Source organism: Streptomyces sp. KM273126, from assembly GCF_004337435.2.
In the GTDB taxonomy this organism is placed as follows: Bacteria; Actinomycetota; Actinomycetes; order Streptomycetales; family Streptomycetaceae; genus Streptomyces; species Streptomyces acidicola.
On record NZ_SJXB02000002.1, the window covers coordinates 791,690 to 807,658 of the forward strand.

The window sequence follows — 15,969 nt, forward strand, 5'->3', positions numbered from 1 at the left end:
ACTATGCAGTACGTGCACTATGCAGTGTGTGCTAGGCCAACACGTCGACGCGGGGGCAGCGAAAGGGCCGGGCGGCACCAGCACCGCCCGGCCCAACGCCACTACGTGAAGCCCTACTTCGTCACCGCGTCCAGCGCGTCGGCCATGCCCCAGCCGTAGAAGCCGTTGCGGTTCTTCGGCCCCTCGCACACCGCGTCGACCTTGCCGTCCCCGTCGATGTCGTACGGGTCCGTGCACGCCGTGGCGTCCGCCCCGGCGTACAGCAGCGCCTTCACCAGGGCCGGCGAGGCGTACGGGTGCGTCGACTTGATGAGCGCGGCGACGCCCGCGACATGCGGGGACGCCATCGACGTACCGGCCATGTAGCCCCACTTGCCGCCGGGCAGCGTGCCCAGGATCAGGCCGCTGGTGGCGGGCGGGGCCGGGGTCTGGTAGCGGGTCGAGTCGCCGCCGGGGGCCGCTATGTCGATCACGCCCAGACCGTGGTTGGAGAAGGAGGACTTGATGCCCTTCGCGCCCGTCGCCGCGACCGTGACGACACCCGGCAGCTGGGTCGGGATGTCGAGGCACTTCGACGGGTCGACCGGCCGGTCCGACGGGGTCGTGTCGTTCGGGGACGACGGGTCGGTTATCTCGTCGGCGGCGAGGTCGTAGTTCTCGTTGCCCGCCGCCGCGACGTTGACGGCGCCCTTGCGCTCCGCGTACCGGGACGCCCGGGTGACGGCCTCGACGAGCGCCTTCTGGTCCGGGTCGTCCTTGCAGTTGAAGTACCAGGGGTCCGTGTAATAGCTGTTGTTCGTCACGTCGACGCCGTGCTCCGCCGCCCACACGAACCCGCAGACCACGGCCTCCGTGTAGAAGAAGCCGGCCGGGGTGGACACCTTGATGCCGGACACCTTCACCCCGGGTGCCACACCGGTCATCCCGACGCCGTTCTTCGCGGCCGCGATCTCACCCGCGACATGCGTGCCGTGCGGGCTCTCGTCGGCACCGGGCCGCCAGGCCCCGTCGGTGGTGTCGGGCTTGCCCGTCACGCAGTTCACCGACGCCTCGCGGTCGAAGTTCGGCGCGATGTCGGGGTGTGTGTCGTCGACGCCCGTGTCGATGACGGCGACCGTCACGTCCGGGCTGCCGAGCGACTTCTCGTGCGCCTTGTCCGCCTTGATGGCGGGCAGGTCCCACTGCAGAGGCTCCAGTGGGTCCTGCCCGGCCTCCGCGTCGGCGGCGGCCACCTCCTTGGCGGTGAGCACCTTCGGCGCGCCCAGGTCCGTCGTCGACTGCGCGGGCAGCGGCGCGGTGCGCGTGGCACCGGCCGACTCCACGCCGCGCACCTTGCGGATCGCCGCGGCGAACCCGGAATCCGAGGAGTGCACGACGATGACGCCGATCTGGTCGTACGACGTCACGATCGTGCCGCCCGCCTTGGCGATGGCCTTCTTCACCTGCGAGGAAGTGCCATGCCCGGGGCTGACGTTGACCACGTAGCTGAGCGGGGTGGCGTCAGCGGCGGCATCCTGGGGAGCCGTCACCGAGGCCGACGCCGTCGTGTTCGGCAGGACGGCGAGCGCCGTCGCCATGGCCATCCCCAGCGGGATCGCCACCACACGGCGGGAGCGCTTGCGAGGCGCTGTCATGATGTCTCCAGTTCGTTCGCGGACGAGCGGTACGAGCGGTACGGGCCGTACGAGCTGTGCGGGAGAGCGATCAGCCGATGGCTGCGCCTACTTGACGGCCTTGAGCGCGTTGACGATGCCGGCTCCGTAGAAGCCGTTCGCCTTCGGGTCGCCCTCGCACACGGCGTCCTGCGTGCCGTCGCCGTCCTGGTCGTACGACTCGGGGCAGGCCTGCTTGTCGGCCTGCGCCTTCAGCAGCCGCTGCAACTCGGTGCCGTCCGCCCGCGGGTGCGTGGACTTCAGCAGCGCGGCGACGCCCGCGACGTGCGGTGACGCCATCGAGGTGCCCTGCAGGAAGGCGTACTGCCCGTTCGGCATGGTGGAGAGGATCCGGCCGTCCTTCGACGGGGTGTCCGGGAGCTGGTAGCGCCGGTCGCCGCCGGGGGCCGCGACGTCGACGACGCCCTTGCCGTACGTCGAGTAGTACGACTTGAGGTTCTGGACGCCCGTCGCGCTGACCGTGACGACACCCGGCAGCTGGGTCGGCACATCGAAGCACTCGGAGGGGTCGATGGTGCGCTCGACCGGGGTGGAGTCGTCGGGGCTCGTGGTGTCGACGATCGCGTCCGAGGCGAGGTCGTGGTTGGAGTTGCCCGCCGACGCCACGTTCAGCAGGCCCTTCTTCTGCGCGTACAGCTGGGCCCGGTTGACCGCGTCGACGATGGCCTTCTGGTCCGGGTCGTCCACGCAGTTGTAGAGCCACGGGTCGACGTAGTAGCTGTTGTTCGTGATCTCCACGCCCTTGTCGGCGGCGAACACGAAGGCGCAGACGACGCTCTCCGGGTAGAACAGGCCGTTGTCCGGGTCGCTCACCTTGATGCCGGACACCTTCACGCCCGGGGCGACACCCGCGACGCCTATGCCGTTGCGGGCCGCGGCGATCTCACCGGCGACGTGCGTGCCGTGGTAGTCGTCCGCGGTGTACGGGCGCCAGGCGCCCTCGCTGGTGTCCGCGACGCCGCCGACGCAGTTGGCCGACTGGGACGCGGAGAAGTTCGGGGCGAGGTCCGGGTGGGTGTCGTCGACGCCGGTGTCGATCACGGCGACGGTGACCTTGCTGCTGCCCGGGTTGATCTTCGCGGCCTTGTCGGCGCCTATCGCCCGCAGGTCCCACTGGTCGGCCTCAAGGGGCTCGCTCCCGGGGACGTCCGCCGACGCGGCCTTCACCTTGGCGGCCTCCTCGGCCGTCAGATAGTCCGCGGCACCCTCGTCCGTGGTGCCCGCGGCGACCAGGGGAGTGGTCCGGGTGGCGCCCGCGGACTGAACACCGCGCACGGCACGTATCTGCGCGCCGAACTCCGGGTTGGCCGAGTGGACCACGATCACGCCGATCTTGTCGTACGTGATGACGACGGTGCCACCGGCCTTGGCTATCGCCTTCTCGACGGCCGCGATGGTCCGCTTGTCCGTCGTCGTGTTGACGACGTACGCCAGGTTCGGGCCGTCCTCGGTCGCCGAGGCGGAGGGGGCCGAGGTGAGCGGCGCGGCCGAGGCGACACCCGGCAGGAAGCCGAGGGAGGCGGTCAGCGAGAGGGCGACCGGAACCGCGAGCGCGAGACGGCGTCCTGAGCGCAGTTGAGCCATGGGATCTCCACATCATCCGGAAACGAAACCCGCCCGTGACACAAGGGTGCCCGGGCAGGTACATGACGGGTACTGCAGGCCGAAACTATCTCCCGTCCTCCCTGGCCAGCAACGACTTACGGCGACGACGACCGAAGTACAGGGAAACCCCTCGCTCGAGCGGAGCCGGTGACCGGTCCCGACCGCTTGCGAACCGCTGGTGAACCGCTTGCGAAAAGAACCGTGCGGGAGTTGAACCGGTTCCCGCGCGCCGCCGTGACGTTGAGCAGGGAGCCCGAGCACGATCGGGCCCCCTGCCGGATCACGCACCGGGCACCTGCACCTCGCCGGCCGGCGTGATCCACATCTACCTGAGGATCAGAGCCGTCATATGTCCGAAACCGACCCGTCCCCCACATCACCCCCGACCACCGGGGCAACCGAAACCGCAACGCGAGGAGACTCCGTGGCAACCGACGCACCGCCCCCCTCGAAGGCAGAGCACCAACTCCCCCCGACGGAGGAGTTCGTCCGGATGCAGGAGAGCGCGGACTTCGGTGAACTGCGCCGCTCCCACCGCTCCTTCGCCTTCCCGCTGACCGTCGCCTTCATCGCCTGGTACCTGCTGTACGTCCTGCTCTCCAACTACGCGGGCGACTTCATGGGCACCAAGCTGTTCGGCAACATCAACGTCGCCTTCGTCCTCGGCGTCGCCCAGTTCGTCACCACGTTCCTCATCGCCTGGTGGTACTCGCGGCACGCCGCCGCGAAGCTCGACCCCAAGGCCGAGGCCATCAAGTCCGAGATGGAGGGCGGCGCATGAGCCCCGTACAGCAGACCGTTCTCGCCGCCACGAACAACGCCAGCGAGCACCGCCCGCTGATCATCTCCCTGTTCGCGGCGTTCGTCGTGGCGACGCTCGTCATCACCGTCTGGGCGGGCCGTCAGACCAAGGACGCCGCCGACTTCTACGCGGGCGGCCGCCAGTTCAGCGCCTTCCAGAACGGACTCGCGGTCTCCGGCGACTACATGTCGGCCGCGTCGTTCCTCGGCATCGCGGGCGCGATCGCCATCTTCGGCTACGACGGCTTCCTCTACTCCATCGGCTTCCTGGTCGCCTGGCTGGTGGCGCTGCTCCTCGTCGCCGAGCCGCTCAGGAACTCCGGCCGCTACACCATGGGCGACGTCCTCGCGTACCGCATGCGCCAGCGCCCGGTGCGCACGGCGGCCGGCACCTCCACGATCGTCGTCTCGATCTTCTACCTGCTGGCCCAGATGGCGGGCGCGGGCGTCCTCGTCTCGCTGCTGCTCGGCATCACCTCGGACGCGGGCAAGATCGCCATCGTCGCCCTCGTCGGCGTCCTGATGATCGTGTACGTCTCCATCGGCGGCATGAAGGGCACCACCTGGGTCCAGATGGTCAAGGCCGTGCTGCTCATCGGCGGCACCCTCCTGATCACCTTCCTGGTGCTGCTGAAGTTCAACTTCAACATCTCCGACCTGCTCGGCTCGGCCGCCGAGAACAGCGGCAAGGGCGCCGCCTTCCTGGAGCCCGGCCTGCAGTACGGCGCGACCGGCACCTCCAAGCTGGACTTCATCTCCCTCGGCATCGCGCTGGTCCTCGGCACCGCCGGTCTGCCGCACATCCTGATCCGCTTCTACACGGTGCCCAACGCCAAGGCCGCCCGGAAGTCCGTGAACTGGGCGATCGGCATCATCGGCGCCTTCTACCTGATGACCATCGCCCTCGGCTTCGGCGCCGCCGCGCTGATCTCCCAGGACGAGATCATCGAGTCGAACCCGTCCGGCAACACGGCGGCGCCGCTGCTCGCCCTGCACCTCGGGGGCGTCGACTCGGCCTGGGGCGCGATCCTGCTCGCCACGATCTCGGCGGTGGCCTTCGCGACGATCCTCGCCGTGGTCGCCGGTCTCACCCTCGCCTCGTCGTCCTCCTTCGCGCACGACATCTACGCCAACGTCATCCGCAAGGGGAAGGCCACCGAGAAGGAGGAGATGAGGGCGGCCCGCTGGGCGACCGTCTTCATCGGCATCGTCTCCATCGCCCTGGGCGCCCTCGCCCGCGACCTGAACGTGGCCGGTCTGGTCGCGCTGGCCTTCGCGGTCGCCGCGTCCGCCAACCTGCCGACCATCCTCTACAGCCTGTTCTGGAAGAAGTTCACCACCCAGGGCGCGCTGTGGTCGATCTACGGTGGTCTCATCGTGGCCGTGGGCCTGGTGCTGTTCTCGCCCGTCGTCTCCGGCGACCCGAAGGCGATGTTCCCGGACGTCGACTTCGCCTGGTTCCCGCTGAAGAACCCGGGCATCATCTCCATCCCGTTCGGCTTCCTGATGGGCTGGCTGGGCACGGTCCTGTCCAAGGAGGAGCCCGACGCCGGCAAGTACGCCGAGCTGGAGGTGCGTTCCCTCACCGGTACCGGGGCCCACTGAGCGCTCCCCTTCGGGGGCGCGTTCCGCCGGGGCTTCGGCACACCGGCACAGCACGTGACAGCGCGCGGGGCCGTCGCAGAGATCTACGGGGCGTCGATTTTCGGCCATCGTAGGGATCTACGGCGGCCCCGCTGCGTCTCGTGGGGCGCGGGCCACTGGTGTTGTCAGTCCTGTCACGTAGGCTCGCAGATGTCGGAGAATTGGTGATCCGTTCGCGGGAGGGGGCCCACGTGCTCATTGACACCTACGGCCGAGTGGCCACCGACCTACGGGTCTCGCTGACCGACCGGTGCAACCTGCGCTGTACGTACTGCATGCCCGAGGAGGGCCTGCAGTGGCTGGCCAAGCCCGACCTGCTCACCGACGACGAGATCGTCCGCCTCATAGACATCGCGGTCCGGATGCTGGGCATCACCGAGGTCCGCTTCACCGGCGGCGAGCCCCTGCTCCGCCCCGGCCTGGCCGGCATCGTGGAGCGCGTCGCCGCTCTGGAGAACCGCCCCCAGATGTCCCTCACCACCAACGGCATCGGCCTCAAGCGCACGGCCCCCGCCCTGAGGGCGGCGGGCCTGGACCGGGTGAACGTCTCGCTGGACACCCTCCGCCCCGACGTCTTCAAGACCCTCACCCGCCGGGACCGCCACAAGGACGTCATCGAGGGCCTCCACGCCGCCCGCGAGGCCGGCCTGACCCCGGTCAAGGTCAACTCGGTCCTGATGCCGGACCTGAACGAGGACGAGGCCCCGGACCTGCTGGCCTGGGCCGTGGAGCACGACTACGAACTGCGGTTCATCGAGCAGATGCCCCTCGACGCCCAGCACGGCTGGAAGCGCGAGGGCATGGTCACCGCCGGCGACATCCTGGCCTCCCTGCGCACCCGCTTCGAGCTGACACCCGAGGGCGCCGACGAGCGGGGCTCCGCCCCTGCCGAACGCTGGATCGTGGACGGCGGCCCGCACCGCGTCGGCGTGATCGCCTCGGTCACCCGCCCGTTCTGCGCGGCCTGCGACCGTACACGGCTCACGGCCGACGGCCAGATACGCACCTGCCTGTTCGCCCGCGAGGAGACCGACCTGCGTGCCGCGCTCCGCTCCGGCGCCCCCGACGAGGAGATCGCCCGCATCTGGCGGCTTGCGATGTGGGGCAAGAAGGCGGGTGCGGGCCTGGACGACCCGTCGTTCGTTCAGCCGGACCGGCCGATGTCGGCAATCGGGGGCTGACGAGCCCTCGCCGGTCCAACCCTCGCCGGTCCAGCCCTCGTCGTCCTAGGGCCTGTCGTTTGCATCATGCCGGCTTCGGACCAGGGCTCCTTGTGACCGCAGATGTGCGTGCCAAGCCCCGCGGCCCAGGCGTGATCCAAACGACAGGCCCTAGCTCTCGCTGCCCTCGGGGGCCTGCCACTCCGTCAGCTTCACGACGTCCTTCAAGAACCCCCGCACTCCGAGGAACTGCGACAGATGCTCACGGTGCTCCTCGCACGCGAGCCATGTCTTGCGGCGCTCCGGGGTGTGCAGCTTCGGGTTGTTCCACGCGAGCACCCACACCGCGTCGGCTCGGCAGCCCTTGGCGGAGCAGATGGGTGAGGACGGTTCAGAACCGGGGACGTTCAGCATCACACCCCGACCCTAACGTGCCCCGTACCACGGAAAAGTGCCGGGAAAAGGCGACGCCGAGCAGCCACGGGGGGAGCTGCCCGGCGTCGGTCTGTCGCTCCGACGGGGGATGCGGAGCGCGTACGAAGTATGTCACGGGGAACCCGTCGCCCGGCACCGGAACAACACGATTGTTCTGAGCTTTTCGTGGGCCGGGCGGCCGAACGGATTCCGCTTTCCTGCCGTTTCCGGAGGTCAGGACGGCTTTCTGGAGCTCGCCGCCGAGGCGGCCGCGGGGTCGGCGGCGTCCTCCGGGACGGCGGCGTCCTCCGAAACGGATTCCGCGAAGCCTGTCCCACGGTCGGCCTTGCCCTGGTCGGGGGCGCCGTCCGGCGGGGGCGCGATCATCGGCTTCAGCGGGGCCCGCACGAACGTCGACGGCAGCGAGGGCGCGTTCTCCCGGCCCGCGTTGGCGATCACCACCGCGATGTAGGGGAGAATCACACCGAGCACCAGCGCGACGATCGCCACGTGCCGCTCGACGTTCCACAGGACCGCCGCCGCGATCACGGACAGCGTGCGGATCGACATCGAGATGACGTACCGCCGCTGCCTGCCCCGCACGTCGTCGGCGAGCCCCTGCCTGGCCCCGGTGATCCGGAAGACCTGGCCGTCGCTCCGCTTCCGCATCACGTTCCACCACCCGCCTGCATCGGACGCTCCCCCAGCACGTACCCGGGCTCGGATCCGGTCAGGGACCGCGATCCGAACAAGCTCCACGTTACGCCGCGTCTGCGTCGCCTACGAGACCGGGGCGCCCTGTTGCCGGAGCGCACGGCCTGCGCACTCCCGCGTACGGCTGTGCCCGGCATGCGCCGTACTCCGCACCGGCCGAGACTGGGCGTACCGCTCGTGTCGAGCCGTAAGAGGAGGCAGCCATGGGCTGGTTGTGGGCGATCATCGTGGGACTCGTCCTGGGGCTGCTGGCCAAGGCGATCATTCCGGGCAAGCAGCACAGCCCGCTCTGGCTCACGACCATCTTCGGCATGCTCGGCGCCGTCGTCGGCAACGCGGTGGCCCGAGGCTTCGGAATTGAGGAGACCCCGGGCATCGACTGGGGTCGGCACATCTTCCAGCTTGCGGCGGCGATCGTGATCGTCTTCCTCGGCGACATGGCATACATGTCGGTACGGGGCGGCAAACGGAAGGGGTGAGAGGGGCCGACAGGAGCGCGGGGCCGTGTCGACAGGAACGCGGGTCCGTGTCGATATCCGGCTCCGCCGCGCGGGCGCCACCACCCACTACGGCGGTGCGCACGGCAAGGGCACAGAACCAGCGCCGTGCTCTCCGCGGCCGGCCCCTCCCACGGAGCGGTCAGGCTCCGGTGACCTCCACCGCGGCGAGGTTCTTCTTCCCGCGCCGCAGCACCAGCCACCGCCCGTGCAGCAGATCCTGCTTGGCGGGGACGGAGTCCTCCGCGGTGACCTTCACGTTGTTCACGTACGCCCCGCCCTCCTTCACCGTCCGCCGCGCGGCCGACTTGCTGGGCACGAGCCCGACCTCGGCGAAGAGGTCCACGACGAGACCGGGCTCGGCGACCTGGATGTGCGGCACCTCGGAGAGGGCCGCGGCCAGGGTCCGGTCGTCGAGGTCGGTGAGCTCGCCCTGACCGAAGAGGGCCTTGGACGCGGCGATCACCGCGGCCGTCTGGTCCGCTCCGTGCACCAGCGTCGTCAGCTCCTCGGCCAGCGCACGCTGCGCGGCCCGGGCCTGCGGACGCTCCTCGGTCTGCTGCTCCAGCTCCTCGAGCTCCGCACGGGACCTGAAGGACAGGATGCGCATGTACGTGGAGATGTCCCGGTCGTCCACGTTCAGCCAGAACTGGTAGAACGCGTACGGCGTGGTCATCTCCGGGTCGAGCCAGATGGCGCCGCCCTCGGTCTTGCCGAACTTGGTCCCGTCCGCCTTGGTCATCAGCGGGGTCGCCAGTGCGTGCACCTGGGCGTGCGGCTCCAGCCTGTGGATCAGGTCGAGCCCGGCCGTGAGGTTGCCCCACTGGTCGCTGCCGCCCTGCTGGAGGGTGCAGCCGTACCGTCGGTACAGCTCCAGGAAGTCCATGCCCTGGAGCAACTGGTAGCTGAACTCCGTGTAGCTGATGCCCTCTTCGGACTCCAGGCGCCGGGCGACGGAGTCCTTGGTCAGCATCTTGTTGACGCGGAAGTGCTTGCCGATGTCCCGGAGGAACTCGATGGCCGACATTCCGGCCGTCCAGTCCAGGTTGTTCACCATCACCGCGGCGTTCTGGCCCTCGAAGGACAGGAACGGCTCGATCTGCCCGCGCAGCCGAGTCACCCAGTTCGCGACCGTCTCCGGGTCGTTGAGCGTGCGCTCCGCCGTGGGGCGCGGGTCGCCGATCTGGCCGGTCGCCCCGCCCACCAGGGCGAGTGGACGCAGACCCGCCTGCTGGAGCCGGCGCATGGTGAGGACCTGTACCAGGTGACCCACGTGCAGGCTGGCCGCCGTCGGATCGAAGCCGCAATAGAACGTGACGGGACCGTCCGCGAGCGCCTTGCGCAAAGCGTCCTCGTCGGTGGACAGAGCGAACAGGCCCCGCCACTTCAGCTCGTCGACGATGTCCGTCACGGTTCTCGTGTCTCCTTGGTGATCAGCGGGCAGTCGAGTGACTACCGCTACGAGGTTATACGCCCTGACTGACAGAGCTCATATTGAAGTCCGGCACCCGCAGCGCGGGCATCGCGGCCCTGGTGAACCAGTCGCTCCACTCCCTGGGCAGCGTCTTTTCCGTGCGCCCGGCCTGAGTGGCCCGGCCCAGCAGGTTGACCGGCGACTCGTTGAACCGGAAGTTGTTCACCTCGCCGGTGACCTCGCCGTTCTCCACGAGGTACACGCCGTCCCGGGTCAGCCCGGTCAGCAGCAGCGTCGCCGGGTCGACCTCGCGGATGTACCAGAGGCAGGTCAGCAGCAGCCCGCGCGCGGTGTTCGCGACCATCTCCTCCAGGGAGTGGTCCTCGCCCCCGTCCAGGATCAGATTCCCGATCGACGGCGTCACCGGCAGCTTGGTCAGACCCGCACTGTGCCGGGTGGTTGTCAGGTGCCGCAGCTCGCCCCCGCCGACCCACTCGGTCGCCGTCAGCGGCAGTCCGTTGTCGAACACCGACGCGTCGTCACCGGAGGAGTGCGCGAGCACGAAGGGGGAGGACTCCAGCCCAGGCTCGTTCGGGTCGCTGCGCAGCGTCAGCGGCAGCTCGGTCAGCTTCTCACCGATCCGTGTGCCCCCGCCGGGCTTGCTGAAGACCGTGCGGCCCTCGGCGGCGTCCCGGCCCGACGCCGACCACATCTGGTAGATCAGCAGGTCCGCCACGGCCGTGGGCGGCAGCAGCGTCTCGTACCGTCCGGCGGGCAGCTCGACCCGCCGGGCGGCCCAGCCGAGCCGTACGGCCAGCTCCGCGTCCAGCGCCGCCGGGTCGACGTCCTTGAAGTCCCGCGTCGACCTCCCGGCCCACGCCGAGCGCGTACGGTCCGGGGACTTGGCGTTCAGTTCCAGGGTGCCGTTCGGCTGGTCGTGCCTCAGGCGCAGCCCCGTCGACGTCCCCAGGTAGCTGGAGACGAGCTCGTGGTTGGCGAACCCGTACAGCTCGCGGCCGCCCTCCCGCGCGCGGGCGAACGACTCCCCGAGCGCCGGCGCGAAGTCCGCGAACACGGCGGACGAGGTCTCGGCGGGCGCGTCCGTGAAGTCGGGCGACACCGGGATGCCGGCGACGAGCGGCTGGGCGTCCTCGGCGGGACCCGCCCCGCGCGCGGCGGCCTCGGCGGCGCGGACGAGCGGCTCCAGCTCGTCCGCGGTGACGGCGGACCGCGACACGACGCCGGAGGCCGTGCCCTCCTTGCCGTCGACGGTCGCGATGACCGTCAGCGTGCGCCCGCGTGTGACCCCGTTCGTGGTCAGCGCGTTGCCCGCCCACCGCAGGTTGGCCGTCGAGTGCTCGTCGGCGATCACCACACAGCCGTCGGCCCGGGACAGCTCCAGGGCGCGCTCGACGACCTCGTGCGGCTTGTTCGTACGGTTCGTCGACGCGGCAGCGCTCATCGACCGGCCTCCTGCGTGGTGTTGAGGATGTTGACGCCCTTGAAGAGAGCCGACGGGCAGCCGTGCGAGACGGCGGCGACCTGGCCGGGCTGGGCCTTGCCGCAGTTGAAGGCACCGCCGAGGACATACGTCCGGGGTCCGCCGACGGCGGCCAGGGAACCCCAGAAGTCGGTGGTCGTCGCCTGGTAGGCGACATCCCGCAGTTGCCCGGTGATCCGCCCGTTCTCGATCTTGAAGAACCGCTGCCCGGTGAACTGGAAGTTGTACCGCTGCATGTCGATGGACCACGACCGGTCACCGACGACGTAGATCCCGCGGTCGACGCTCCCGATCAGGTCCTCGGTCGACATCCCGGCCGGGTCCGGCTGGAGCGACACGTTCGCCATGCGCTGCACGGGCACATGGCCGGGGGAGTCGGCGTACGCGCAGCCGTTGGACCTCTCGAAGCCGGTGAGCCGGGCGATGCGCCGGTCGAGCTGGTAGCCGACGAGAGTCCCGTCCTTCACGAGGTCCCACGACTGGCCCTCGACCCCCTCGTCGTCGTACCCGATCGTCGCGAGGCCGTGCTCGGCGGTGCGGTCACCGGTGACGTTCATGAGCTCGGAGCCGTACTTCAGCTTGCCGAGCTTGTCGAAGGTGGCGAAGGACGTGCCGGCGTACGCGGCCTCGTAGCCGAGCGCGCGGTCCAGTTCCGTGGCGTGTCCGATGGACTCGTGGATGGTCAGCCACAGGTTGGACGGGTCCACGACCAGGTCGTAGACGCCCGCCTCGACGCTCGGCGCCCGCATCTTCTCGGCGAGCAGCTCCGGGATCCGGGCCAGTTCCCCGTCCCAGTCCCAGCCGGTGCCCGTCAGGTACTCCCAGCCGCGGCCGACCGGCGGCGCGAGGGTGCGCATGGAGTCGAACTCACCGCTGGACTCGTCGACGGACACGGCGGTGAGCTGCGGATGCAGACGCACCCGCTGCTGGGTGGTCACGGTCCCGGCCGTATCCGCATAGAACTTGTTCTCGTGCACCGTGAGCAGCGAGGCGTCCACGTGGTCGACCCCGTCGGCCGCGAGCAGCCGAGCGCTCCACTCGGTCATCAGCCCCGACTTCTCCTCGTCGGGCACGCTGAAGGGATCGATCTCGTACGAGGACACCCACGTCTTCTCGGCGTGCACGGGCTCGTCCGCCAGCTCCACCCGCTCATCGGACCCGGCGGCCCTGATCACCTGCGCGGAGAGCTTCGCCATCGCCACGGCCTGCGCGGCGACCTTCGCGGCCGCGTCCATGGTCAGGTCCACACCGGAGGCGAACCCCCACGTCCCGCCGTGCACCACCCGCACCGCGTACCCCAGGTCGGTCGTGTCCGACGACCCGGCCGGCTTGGCGTCCCGCAGCCGCCAGGCCGCGCTGCGCACCCGCTCGAACCGGAAGTCCGCGTGTTCGGCGCCCAGGGCACGCGCGCGTGCCAGCGCGGCGTCGGCCAAGGCCCGTAGAGGCAGCGCCGTGAAGGCTTCGTCGATGGAATGAGGCACCGAGGTCTCCCTGCTGTCGTCGCCTGTCGGGTCCGATCATGTCGCGCGCGCGGGCACCACGCCCACATCTTTCCGTTCAGCGGCCGCGTTCCCCACGTCCCGATCCGTCCGGCGGCCGCCTCCTTCTGTAGGGACCCGACAGTGAGTCCCCCGTGCCACTGTCGGTGCCCGATTCCCTGAGCGGCATGGCGGACCGATAGGTTTTTGGAGAAGCCGCCTGTCCGCCAGCTGGTCGGGCGGGCGTTCGGACCGCTATCGAAAGGGTGATCCGTTGAGCCGCTCGGTTCTCGTCACCGGAGGCAACCGGGGCATCGGCCTCGCCATCGCCCGGGCTTTCGCCGATGCCGGCGACAAGGTCGCGATCACATACCGTTCCGGTGACCCGGAGGCTCTTCAGAAGGAAGGCTTCCTCGCCGTCAAGTGCGACATCACGGACACCGAGCAGGTGGAGCAGGCCTACAAGGAGATCGAGGCCGAGCACGGCCCCGTCGAGGTCCTCGTCGCCAACGCCGGCGTCACCAAGGACCAGCTGCTGATGCGCATGTCCGAGGAGGACTTCACCTCGGTCATCGACACCAACCTCACCGGCGCCTTCCGTGTCGTCAAGCGCGCCAACCGCGGCATGCTGCGCGCCAAGAAGGGCCGCGTCGTCCTCATCTCCTCGGTCGTCGGTCTGTCCGGTGGCGCGGGGCAGGCCAACTACGGCGCCTCCAAGGCCGCCCTGGTCGGCTTCGCGCGCTCCCTGGCCCGTGAGCTCGGCTCGCGCAACATCACCTTCAACGTCGTCGCGCCCGGCTTCGTCGACACCGACATGACCAAGGTCCTCACCGACGAGCAGCGCGCGAACATCGTGTCGCAGGTGCCGCTCGGCCGGTACGCGCAGCCCGAGGAGGTCGCCGCGACGGTGCGGTTCCTCGCCTCGGACGGCGCCTCGTACATCACTGGAGCCGTCATCCCCGTAGACGGCGGACTGGGAATGGGTCACTGAACCATGAGCGGAATCCTTGAGGGCAAGCGTGTCCTGATCACCGGCGTGCTGATGGAGTCCTCCATCGCCTTCCACACCGCCAAGCTGGCGCAGGAGCAGGGCGCCGAGATCATCCTCACCGCGTTCCCGCGGCCGACCCTGACCGAGCGCATCGCCAAGAAGCTCCCGAAGCCCACCAAGGTGATCGAGCTCGACGTCACCAACGACGAGCACCTCGGGCGGCTGGCCGACGTCGTCGGTGAGGAGCTCGGCGGCCTGGACGGCGTCGTGCACTCCATCGGCTTCGCGCCTCAGGACGCCCTCGGCGGCAACTTCCTCAACACGCCGTTCGAGTCCGTCGCGACAGCCATGCACGTCTCGGCGTATTCCCTGAAGTCGCTGACCATGGCCTGCCTGCCGCTGATGCAGAACGGCGGCTCGGTCGTCGGGCTGACCTTCGACGCCCAGTACGCCTGGCCGCAGTACGACTGGATGGGCCCCGCCAAGGCCGCCCTGGAGGCCACCAGCCGCTACGTGGCGCGCGACCTGGGCAAGCAGAACATCCGCTGCAACCTGATCTCCGCGGGCCCGCTCGCCTCCATGGCCGCCAAGTCCATCCCCGGCTTCGGCGAGCTGGCCTCCGTCTGGGACCACCGCTCCCCGCTGGAGTGGGACCTCAAGGACCCCGAGCCGGCGGGCAAGGGTGTCGTCGCCCTGCTCAGCGACTGGTTCCCGAAGACCACCGGTGAGATCATCCACGTGGACGGCGGTCTGCACGCGATCGGTGCGTGACCGCTGCCGCTGAGGCCCGGCCGATGACCGAGGGCCCGCGTCCCCGTGGATGCGGGCCCTCGGCGCGTCGCCCTGTGTCCCCCGTTCGGCCCATCCGGCCGGGCGGACGACGGAGACGACTCGCACTCTGGGATTACGCCTTCACCACGTGATCAGGGGTTCACCACGTGGTCCTCCCCAGCTCGGCCGAGGAGGTCTCCCTTGTGCGTCTGTTCCGCATCGTCGCCCCGGTGACCGCGGTCGTCGCCGCCCTCCTGGTCGTGCTGTCGTACGAGGCCGTGCCCCATGCGCCCGCGGGTGCCCAACCGCCCGCCGAGGGCGATCCGTTCGGGGCGGAGTGCCGCACGAACATCACCGGCTCCCGCGTGGTCGCGTACTGCCACAACGCCTACGTGGACGTCGACCGAGTACGCCTCCACATCGAGTGCGACCGCTGGTGGGACATCGACAGCGACGGCTCCCCGGTGGAGGTCGGTCCCGCGCGGACCGTGCGGCTCACCGGCCGCTGCTGGAAGGAGGTCCGCTCGGCGTGGGTCAGCCACCAGAGGCCGCTGCCCTCTTCGGGAGCCCCGGGCGCCCCGGACGCTCGGGACGTTCCGGACGGCAGGTGAAGGGATAGCTCGCGGCCTCTGCGGCCGCCGCCTCCGCGTCGCCCGCGCGGATCGCGTCGACGAGCCGGGCGTGCTCCATGTACGTCCCCGGGGTCAGCTCCTGGCCGACGTCCCAGCGCAGCCAGTCCCGCAGCACCTCGCCCAGATCCGCGTACATCGCCGTCATGGGGTCGTTGTGGGACGCGGCCACCACCGCCATGTGGAACGTGGCGTCCGCGGCCACGAAGGCCTCGGCGTCGCCCGACGCCCAGGCCTCCTCGCGCCGGACGAGGAGCGCGTCGAGCTGCTTGAGGTCCTTCTCGGTGCGCCGCTCGGCGGCCAGCCGCGCGGCGCTCGACTCCAGCGCGGAGCGCAGTTCCGCGATGTGTTCCGGATCGGCGTCCGCGAAGCGGCGGTGCATCACTCCGGCCAGCTCGCTGGTCGCGACGACGTACGTGCCGGAACCCTGGCGGATGTCCAGCAGCCCGTTGTGCGCGAGGGCCCGTACGGCCTCGCGGACCGTGTTGCGGGCCACACCCAGCTGCTCGACCAGCTCGGGCTCGGTGGGAATGCGGGAACCGACCGGCCACTCACCCGAGGCGATCTGGTTCCGCAGCGCGGCGATGACCTGCTCGGACAGTGCCGAACGGCGGGGATGGCTCAACGGCATGGCGTTACCTTCGCACGAAGTCCCCGGCGGCGAAGCGTAGGGAGTG

At 69.9% G+C, this 15,969-nt stretch carries 15 protein-coding genes; 7 read left to right on the forward strand and 8 right to left on the reverse strand.

Annotation, left to right across the window (positions count from 1 at the left end; genetic code table 11):
• Nucleotides 1–113: 113 nt before the first annotated feature.
• Nucleotides 114–1,634: a S8 family serine peptidase gene (locus tag E0500_RS34105; protein WP_131563850.1), complete on the reverse strand. Its 1,521-nt coding sequence runs from the start codon at nucleotides 1,632–1,634 to the stop codon at nucleotides 114–116.
• Nucleotides 1,635–1,721: 87 nt separating this feature from the next.
• A complete protein-coding gene (locus tag E0500_RS34110; protein ID WP_131563849.1) occupies nucleotides 1,722–3,257 on the reverse strand; it encodes a S8 family serine peptidase in 1,536 nt (511 codons plus the stop codon).
• A 445-nt stretch (nucleotides 3,258–3,702) separates the two neighbouring features.
• Here E0500_RS34110 and E0500_RS34115 point away from each other — a divergent pair, with 445 nt between their 5' ends.
• From E0500_RS34115 to moaA, 3 genes are all read left to right on the forward strand, one after another.
• Nucleotides 3,703–4,059 (forward strand): DUF485 domain-containing protein, encoded by a 357-nt coding sequence (locus E0500_RS34115; protein ID WP_131563848.1) that lies wholly within the window; start codon nucleotides 3,703–3,705, stop codon nucleotides 4,057–4,059.
• Nucleotides 4,056–5,684, forward strand: a complete 1,629-nt coding sequence (locus tag E0500_RS34120; protein ID WP_131563847.1) for a cation acetate symporter — start codon at nucleotides 4,056–4,058, stop codon at nucleotides 5,682–5,684. Before E0500_RS34115 ends, E0500_RS34120 begins: the two co-directional genes overlap by 4 nt.
• Nucleotides 5,685–5,914: 230 nt before the next feature.
• On the forward strand, nucleotides 5,915–6,904 hold the full coding sequence (gene moaA, locus E0500_RS34125) for a GTP 3',8-cyclase MoaA (protein WP_309505270.1): 990 nt from the start codon (nucleotides 5,915–5,917) through the stop codon (nucleotides 6,902–6,904).
• Nucleotides 6,905–7,054: 150 nt separating this feature from the next.
• Here the strand turns inward: moaA and E0500_RS34130 are convergent, their stop codons facing one another.
• Together E0500_RS34130 and E0500_RS34135 are read right to left on the reverse strand one after the other, a co-directional pair.
• Nucleotides 7,055–7,297, reverse strand: coding sequence for a hypothetical protein (locus E0500_RS34130; protein WP_131563866.1), 243 nt, complete (start codon nucleotides 7,295–7,297; stop codon nucleotides 7,055–7,057).
• 234 nt (nucleotides 7,298–7,531) lie between these two features.
• Nucleotides 7,532–7,966: a DUF3099 domain-containing protein gene (locus E0500_RS34135; protein WP_181587325.1), complete on the reverse strand. Its 435-nt coding sequence runs from the start codon at nucleotides 7,964–7,966 to the stop codon at nucleotides 7,532–7,534.
• A gap of 248 nt (nucleotides 7,967–8,214) precedes the next feature.
• Here E0500_RS34135 and E0500_RS34140 point away from each other — a divergent pair, with 248 nt between their 5' ends.
• Entirely contained in the window at nucleotides 8,215–8,490 is a 276-nt protein-coding gene (locus tag E0500_RS34140; RefSeq protein WP_131563845.1) for a GlsB/YeaQ/YmgE family stress response membrane protein, read from the forward strand.
• A gap of 160 nt (nucleotides 8,491–8,650) precedes the next feature.
• On the opposite strand, the gene tyrS is transcribed toward E0500_RS34140, so the two are convergent.
• Genes tyrS through E0500_RS34155 form a run of 3 tightly spaced genes read right to left on the reverse strand, consistent with a single transcriptional unit; the run spans nucleotide 8,651 to nucleotide 12,904 of the window.
• Complete coding sequence (gene tyrS, locus E0500_RS34145; protein WP_131563844.1) at nucleotides 8,651–9,919, reverse strand: tyrosine--tRNA ligase; 1,269 nt, start codon at nucleotides 9,917–9,919, stop codon at nucleotides 8,651–8,653.
• A 55-nt stretch (nucleotides 9,920–9,974) separates the two neighbouring features.
• Nucleotides 9,975–11,384: a metallopeptidase TldD-related protein gene (locus tag E0500_RS34150; protein ID WP_131563843.1), complete on the reverse strand. Its 1,410-nt coding sequence runs from the start codon at nucleotides 11,382–11,384 to the stop codon at nucleotides 9,975–9,977.
• The gene (locus E0500_RS34155) at nucleotides 11,381–12,904 is read right to left on the reverse strand and encodes a TldD/PmbA family protein (RefSeq protein WP_131563842.1); all 1,524 of its coding nucleotides are present in this window, start codon (nucleotides 12,902–12,904) and stop codon (nucleotides 11,381–11,383) included. Before E0500_RS34155 ends, E0500_RS34150 begins: the two co-directional genes overlap by 4 nt.
• A 271-nt stretch (nucleotides 12,905–13,175) precedes the next feature.
• Between E0500_RS34155 and fabG the strand changes: the two genes are divergently transcribed.
• The 3 genes from fabG to E0500_RS34170 all read left to right on the forward strand — a co-directional run bounded on the left by fabG (nucleotide 13,176) and on the right by E0500_RS34170 (nucleotide 15,274).
• Nucleotides 13,176–13,892, forward strand: coding sequence for a 3-oxoacyl-[acyl-carrier-protein] reductase (gene fabG, locus E0500_RS34160; protein ID WP_131563841.1), 717 nt, complete (start codon nucleotides 13,176–13,178; stop codon nucleotides 13,890–13,892).
• A 3-nt stretch (nucleotides 13,893–13,895) separates the two neighbouring features.
• The gene (gene fabI, locus E0500_RS34165; RefSeq protein WP_131563840.1) at nucleotides 13,896–14,663 is read left to right on the forward strand and encodes an enoyl-ACP reductase FabI; all 768 of its coding nucleotides are present in this window, start codon (nucleotides 13,896–13,898) and stop codon (nucleotides 14,661–14,663) included.
• A gap of 203 nt (nucleotides 14,664–14,866) precedes the next feature.
• Nucleotides 14,867–15,274, forward strand: coding sequence for a hypothetical protein (locus tag E0500_RS34170; protein WP_131563864.1), 408 nt, complete (start codon nucleotides 14,867–14,869; stop codon nucleotides 15,272–15,274).
• Here E0500_RS34170 and E0500_RS34175 read toward each other — a convergent pair.
• The gene (locus E0500_RS34175; RefSeq protein WP_131563839.1) at nucleotides 15,198–15,923 is read right to left on the reverse strand and encodes a FadR/GntR family transcriptional regulator; all 726 of its coding nucleotides are present in this window, start codon (nucleotides 15,921–15,923) and stop codon (nucleotides 15,198–15,200) included. The genes E0500_RS34170 and E0500_RS34175 overlap by 77 nt on opposite strands.
• Nucleotides 15,924–15,969: the final 46 nt, after the last annotated feature.